The 6856-nt window shown below is 59.9% G+C and carries 5 protein-coding genes; 4 read left to right on the top strand and 1 reads right to left on the bottom strand.

The window, feature by feature from the left end:
• A partial coding sequence (locus HQL56_17220; protein ID MBF0311260.1) for a caspase family protein occupies positions 1-1327 on the bottom strand: 1327 nt, incomplete at its 3' end.
• A 151-nt stretch (positions 1328-1478) separates the two neighbouring features.
• Here HQL56_17220 and HQL56_17215 point away from each other — a divergent pair.
• The 4 genes from HQL56_17215 (at position 1479) to HQL56_17200 (ending at position 6739) form a co-directional block, all read left to right on the top strand.
• On the top strand, positions 1479-2672 hold the full coding sequence (locus HQL56_17215) for a hypothetical protein (protein MBF0311259.1): 1194 nt from the start codon (positions 1479-1481) through the stop codon (positions 2670-2672).
• 71 nt (positions 2673-2743) lie between these two features.
• On the top strand, positions 2744-3859 hold the full coding sequence (locus tag HQL56_17210) for a hypothetical protein (protein MBF0311258.1): 1116 nt from the start codon (positions 2744-2746) through the stop codon (positions 3857-3859).
• Positions 3860-3869: 10 nt separating this feature from the next.
• Positions 3870-4685, top strand: a complete 816-nt coding sequence (locus tag HQL56_17205; protein ID MBF0311257.1) for a hypothetical protein — start codon at positions 3870-3872, stop codon at positions 4683-4685.
• Positions 4686-4690: 5 nt separating this feature from the next.
• The gene (locus HQL56_17200) at positions 4691-6739 is read left to right on the top strand and encodes an SUMF1/EgtB/PvdO family nonheme iron enzyme (GenBank protein ID MBF0311256.1); all 2049 of its coding nucleotides are present in this window, start codon (positions 4691-4693) and stop codon (positions 6737-6739) included.
• Positions 6740-6856 lie beyond the last annotated feature (117 nt).

The following is a 6856-nucleotide window of genomic DNA, read 5'->3' as shown; positions in this document are numbered from 1 at the left end:
ATCCCTTCAGCGCCACTTCCGGCCCGGATCGATCCTCGGGAGCCCCCATGCGAAAAGTTCCTCCCGGAACCCAGACAAACTCCATCCCGGTCCGGGAGTCGATGCACTCGTTGGCCTTCTTGCCAGGCTTGTCCCAGCAGGCGGGAGACTTGTCGGGATTGACGAAATCCGAAGGATGAAAAAGGCGTGCCCCTTCATCCCCGGACCTCATTTGGAGAATTTCTGTTTTCGCGTAGGGGGGTACCGCAGTCGATTCCGCCCCCTGCAACTTCCGCAAGGACTCCGCCGCCTCCTGCTCCTTTCTTCGCGCCTCTTCCATCTTCCTCTCCAGGGCTTCGCGTTCCGCCCGTTTTCGCTGCAACTCCTCTTCGGTGGCGCGGGCCTGGGCGGCCTTCAGTTCCCGGTCCAGGGACTCCTTGACCTCCCGCACGCTCTTTTCCACCTCACGGGCCGCCTGGCGCAGCTGCTCCGTGGCTTCCTGCTCCGTGCGCAGCTTGCGTTGCGCCTCATCCAGTCGCCCCACCTCCAAATGACGATCACTCTCACACGGCCCCTGGAAACAGAAACGGCCATCGAAAAGATCGTGCCAGTTGGGAAACTGCCGCTCCCGGGTCAGCTCCTTCACCTTGCCGCGCACCTGTCTCAACACCTCGTGGATCTCCACCCCCGGCGTGCGCAGCAGAGGCAGCAGCGCCCGCATGAATACCCCGTTGGGATCCTCGTTTTTGTCTCGCAAGTAATCGAGCGCCTTCTTGCCGGGTTCGGCGGCGTAGACCAGCAACATGCCGCGCGGCGGAGACTCGTCCGCCAGACGGCCCACCTCCTCGCCACCGCGTGCCCCGAGTTGCGGAAACGGATTGTCCCGGCAGGCGTCCACGATGGCCAGGACAAAACGCGGCTTCTTTTCCCGGATCTTCTCCAGCAAACCTCCCAGGCGCACCCCTTCGTCATCCAGCCGGGATTCGAATTCGATCTCCCCCGGAGCGGGAAAATCGATCGGCAGCAGGTAGTTCTTGCCCTCCTTGTCGCCGCCGTGGCCGGCGAAATAAAAGATCACTTCGTCCTCCGGTTTCAGCCCGGCGACAAACTTGCCCACGGCCGTATTCATGGCCGTCCGCTTCAGGTTTTCCCGCACCAACGGATCGGCGAAACCCATCCCGGCCAGGACATTGCCGAAAGAACGGGCGTCGGAGGCCGCTTTTTCCAGCTTCCGGGCATGCTCGTAGAGATCGTTGCCGATGAGCAACGCCTTGCGTTCCGCCAGGGCGGCGTCCGCCAGCAGACACGTCACCAGACCCAGAAGGCCCATCCTGCCGAGTTGTTTCATCGCCCCTCCGTCACACCCGTTTCGTATCCTCTTCACCGCATGGTAGGCCATTCACCCCGAAAAACAAACCGCTTCCGCAAACTTCCGGCAGGGGTTATCATGCCCCGAATCCCTCAGCCTAAGGACACCTTCCGATCAGGAGCCGCTGCTCATGTCACCGAGATCATTGTCTGTTTTTGCCCTGGCGTTGCTCATGGCCGGGTGCGCGGAAATCCCCGTCCGCCCGGAACCCCCCGTCCGTCCGGAACCCCCTGTCCGCCCGGAAACTCCCGCTTCCCAGGCCTGTACGGACCGGCCCGGACTGGACAACCAGCTCCATCTCCTGGCCTGTCTCCTGACGGAGCGCATCGGCCTCTTCGATCTTCAGGAACGGGTGGTGATTCAGGAGGCCGATACCAAGCAACCGGGAGCGTGCGGGGCCTATTTCAGCGCGAAATTGAACGAAGCCCTGTTCAATAAACGAGAGGCCAAAGCAGTCGAGAAGGTTTCCGTGACGGGAAGCTACAGCCTGAACAGTCCCAGCCACGTTCTTCTGGAACTGCAGGTGAAAGGGCGCATGGAAGTGGCCACCGTGAAGATCCCGCGCGAAGAGGTGAGCTGCCTGGGGCGGGAGGAGTCGGCCAGCGGCCAGACGCTGATCGCGGGTTTCGCGGGACCGGAATACGCCCGTCTGGCGGCCCGTCTGGTGGCGCGCGCGGCGCTGCTCTCCCGGACCGGGACCACCTCCCCAATCGTGCCCCTGGTGGACTCCCCGCAAGCCCTGGCAGCCGCTTTGAAACAGCTCTCCGCCGGGGTGGTGCGCAACGAAGTCGCCTCGGAAGACAACGACCCCAACCACGCCCAGGCGTTGGTGCGCGGCGCGGTGCAACGCCTGCCCGAAACCACCTGGATCGAAGGCGAACTGCCCGAACAGCCCTTTCATCCGGGGCAGGTGTTGCGCTTCGCCCTGCGTTCCCAGGCGAAGCAGCCGCTCTATCTGGGCGTCTACCTGCTGGATGTGAAGGATCAGCTGCTGCAGCTCTACCCCGACGCCAGACAGACGGGACTTTCCCGCCTCGTCGTGAAGGCCGGAGACCGACTGACCATTCCCCTGCCAATACAAAAGAACCATCTCGAAATCGGGCCGCCGCTCTTCAAAGGTGTCGAGGAGGTGTCGGCTCTCATTGTCGTCTCCTCGACCGAAGCGGACTTTCCCTTCCAAGGTTTGGCGAACCCGGCCGGTTTCAAGGACGAGGAATCCAGGGAGCAGGCGAACTGGACCCGGTATCCGGGTTTCATGAACCGTCTGGCTGCCGAAAGCCGGGCCTTCTCCCTGGCGGTGCTGCCCTACCGGGTGGCGGAATAATCGCTTCGATTCTGCGTTGAGAATCACTGTCAGGGTTCGTTCCCGTTCAATCCCATTTCCGGAGGGTTGCCATGTCCCGCATGCCGTTGTTTGCCGCCCTGGGTCTCTTTTCCTTGCTGGCCGGGTGCGCCGCTCCCCAGACTCCGCCGCGGGCGGGGGGAACGACCGTCGCCGCCGAGGTGCCGGAACGCCAGCCCACCCAGATCTTCTATTCCCTGAGCGCGGCCCAGCTTTGCCGGGACAACATTCAGTGGATCCCGCCGGGGGTCGACTTGGACGCTGCGGAGTTTTGTGAAAAGGAACAGTTCAACTGCCCCGGTCGCCCCAAGGTGATCCAGGTGAGCGTCAAATCCAGCCGAAGCACCTCCTCCGAGCAGGCGAAGCAGCTGCGGGATTACCTGAACGAGGCTTTAGGCGAGACCAATCGGTTCGTGGTTCCACTGGATCTGGCTTCCGAGCCCGAATCGGTGATAACCGATACTCGCGTCAACGAATTCCTGGAGAATGGCAAAGTCTACGAGATAAAGGGCGTCGCGCCGGCCGATTTCCGGGATTACCTGATCCTGGTAACTCCAGAATTTCGCATGGAAAACCCAACGCTGAGAATGAGGGTTACCCTGGCCAAATGCGAAAAAATACCCCAGGGTGACAAGATCGCCATGCGCTGCCAGCGCCGCAACGATTTCAATCTGGCGCAGCCCGTCGAGGTTAAGCTGGATACCCAGTGCATACGGAGCGACAGCGGCACGCGCTGTACGAAATATGGTTTGATGAGCAATGCCCAGGTGATGGAAACGATGCGAAGCGAGCTGATGGACAAAGCCGCCCGCGCCTTCACCCTGAAGGTGCAGGAGATGGTTCCCGTGACCATGCGAGTCACCGGCTGGACCCCGTCGGATATCATCACCCTGAACAAGGGACGAGAAGAGGGTCTGACCGGCCCCAATACGGTCATTCTGTTCCAGCGACTGAATTCACAAACGGATGTTGCCGTGGCAGCGGCGGAAGTTTCCCCCGGCCAGAGGGGAAGAGCTTCGGGAAAACTGTGTTGGCTCGACAACCCGGAGGCGGCAGCTTTGAAAACCCATGCTGATAATGCTGCCGCCAGCAGACAAGGCTCGCTCGGTGGTTTCGCCAACAACCTGTATGCCGTCACCAACGGCGCACCCAGAGGGGATGCCCGCTGAGGAGATTCGTATGGAAAAATATTCGGCGGGGGGATTGGGGTGGGTCTTGGCAGTGGCTTTCGTTATTCCGGAGGCCTGGGGTGTCGCCTGCCCTCCTGGCGGAGAAAACTCTCAAGTCACCGCCCAGGACAGTTTGCTGCAAGCCTGCCCCCTGGTTTGCGTCGGCGGGTACAACAAGGAAAGCATCCAGGCCTTTGAGGCGAATTCCAACAGCCTGAAGACGAATACCAAGGCGGCAATGAAAAAAGGTGGCTTCCCCACTCCCAGCGATGAGCTTATCTCCGTCCCAAAGGAATTGTTTACCCGGCGGAATCGAGACACGCTCGAAACCTGCGCTTTGGTCCCCGTTCTCAAGGAAAAACCCATCAAAACACCCGGAACTCCGCCGGAACAGCTTCCGAGAAAACCGGAACTGCCCAAAGAACCGATTAAAACATCCACACTTCTGACGGAACAGCTTCCGAGAAAACCGGAACCGCCCATAAAGCGGATCAAAAAACCGGAGCTTCCCCCATCCCTCATTGTCCCCCTCAGGATAGTCGCCTCGGAGAGCCTTCAAGCCGAATTGGCCTCCCGGTTGATCCTCGATCCGGCGCGCTGGCGAATCGTCAGGGAGGTGACTCCGAACGAGGTGGTGATTGAGGCCAAACTGAAAAAGGAAGACAAAATTATTAGTTTTTCCGTTACGCATGGCAACAAGTCATTGTTCGAGGATTGTGAATTTGGTCCCTGGTCCTTTTCAGAGGCGAAAATGGTGGAAGATGGGCTGAGTTATTGCCAGATTGTCTCCAATCTCAAGAACTCCAGTATTATTGCGGAACGGTGATTTAAATGAGCAGAAAGGGAATCCTGTACTGCATCGTTCTGGCAGTATCGTTCATGGTGGGGTTGCCGGAAGTGGCCACGGCCCAACGCCGGGCGTTGGTGATCGGCAACAACGACTATTTACATGTAAAAACCCTGGAAAGAGCCGTTCCGGATGCGGAGACCATGACGGAGAAGTTCCGCAAAGCCGGTTTCACGGTTTCCAAGCCGTTGACGAACCGCACCCATCTTCAGATGCACGCCGATCTGCTCGCTTTCGTCAAAGAGATCGATAAAGACGATGAAGTGGTCTTCTTCTACGCCGGCCATGGAGTCAAGGTGGGACAGGAAAGCTTTCTGCTGCCCATCGACATTCCCCATCCCGACGAGCTGCCCAACGACGAAAAACTGGTGGCAGTGAAATCCCTGCCTCTGGAAACGGTGTTGAAAGAGATTGGCCTCAAGCAGGGCAAAGTCAACGTGGTCATCCTCGACGCCTGTCGGGACAACCCGTTGCAAACCCGTTTTGGTCGCGTTTATGGCGACGATCAAGGTTTGGCTCCTCCTCCCCGGGATGTGCGGGGAACCCTGGTGATCTATTCCGCCCGGGCGGGGACGAAAGCTTTGGACAAGCTGAATCCGCGAGACGGCGATCCCAACGGTCTGTTCGTCCGGGTTGCCCGTGAGGAGATGTTTCGCCCCGGAGTGCGCCTGCTGGACGCCATGGAGAGGATCGGTGAAAGGCTCCGGGAGCTGACCGGGGGCAAGCAGGAGTCGGCTTTTTACGCCGAGGGGGGAAGCCGCTTTTGTTTTCTGCCGACAGAGTTGATTCCCCCACCCTCCACCGGAACACTGCGTCTTTCCAGCGAGCCCGGCGGGGCCAGTGTTGAGGTGGACGGCAAGGACCGGGGCGTGGTCACGGTCGTGGAGGGGTTGACGGTCGGGGAACACACCGTGGTGTTGCGCAAGGGCGAATGTGGTCTTTTTCAGAGTTCCGTGGCGATAAAGGGGGGAGAAACGGTCGAGCTGCGAGCCAAACTGACGGGCACGGATAACGTGAAACACCAAGGAACCTGCCTGACGGTGGCGGAACGGGACCGGCGGCAGGGCGAAGCGGATACGGCCCAGCGGAAAAAGCGCATCGAGGAGTGTTTTTCGAACCCGGAACCGCGCAAGGAGTGTGTGGAACCGGTTACCGGGATGGCCTTTGTCTGGGTGCCCGCCGGTTCGTTCATGATGGGTCAGAGTGAGAAGGAGAAGAAGTACCTGCGAGAGAAATATTCCGAAGAGTATGAGAAAAACTATTCGGATGAGCAGAAAGATGGCGGTCCGTTTGATGTGCGGATCGAGCAGGGCTTCTGGCTGGGCCGGTACGAGGTGACGGTTGGGCAGTTTCGTTCTTTTGTGGAGGCGACGGGGTATGAGACGGAGGCGGAGAGGGATGTTGGCGAGAAGGGGTGTTATGCCTGGGCCAAGGGGGAAGGGTGGAAGTGGCGGGAGGGAGTGAATTGGCGGATGCCTGGGTTTGCGCAGGGGGATGATCATCCGGTTGTGTGCGTGAGTTGGAACGATGCGCAAAAGTATGTGGGTTGGTTGAACCAGGGGAAGGGGGGACTGTATCGGCTGCCGACGGAGGCGGAGTGGGAATACGCGGCACGCGGGGGGACGAAGACGATTCGGTACTGGGGGGATGATGTGGAAGAGAAGGAGGCGTGCCAGTATGCCAACGTTGCGGATCGGACGACGTATGAGGGAAATTCGTTTACCAAGAACTTTTCCTGCAATGATGGATATTGGTTCACGGCCCCTGTGCATGATGGCAAGCGAAAGCCGAATCCGTTCGGGCTGAATGATATGCTGGGTAATGTGTGGGAGTGGACGTGTTCTTGGCATGGATCGTACAGTGATTCGGAGAAGAAGTATGCCAAATGCGATGGAGGGGGCTCCGGCCGGGTGGTTCGGGGCGGCGGCTGGGACGGCATCCCGGCCCTCGTCCGCTCCGCCCTTCGCAGCGGGGACGTCCCGGACGACCGGAGCTACGACCTGGGCTTCCGCCTTTCGAGGACTAATCCTTAGCCCTTTTACCCTTGTTCCCTTGGGCGCGAAGCGCTCTCTGTTGACGTTATGGCAGTTGACGTTGCCCGTGGTCCTGGAGGTTGGCGAGAGGGAGGTCCGCGAAGCGGCAAACCTCCC

This window comes from Magnetococcales bacterium (assembly GCA_015231925.1).
Lineage (GTDB): Bacteria > Pseudomonadota > Magnetococcia > Magnetococcales > JADGAQ01 > JADGAQ01.
This window is presented reverse-complemented; position numbering and strand designations above follow the sequence as displayed.

What these genes read in the sequence shown, in the direction of transcription:
- HQL56_17215 (MBF0311259.1), top strand. Translation starts at nt 1,479, where the DNA reads ATGTCACCGAGATCATTGTCTGTTTTTGCCCTGGCGTTGCTCATGGCC.
- HQL56_17210 (MBF0311258.1), top strand. Translation starts at nt 2,744, where the DNA reads ATGTCCCGCATGCCGTTGTTTGCCGCCCTGGGTCTCTTTTCCTTGCTG.
- HQL56_17205 (MBF0311257.1), top strand. Translation starts at nt 3,870, where the DNA reads ATGGAAAAATATTCGGCGGGGGGATTGGGGTGGGTCTTGGCAGTGGCT.
- HQL56_17200 (MBF0311256.1), top strand. Translation starts at nt 4,691, where the DNA reads ATGAGCAGAAAGGGAATCCTGTACTGCATCGTTCTGGCAGTATCGTTC.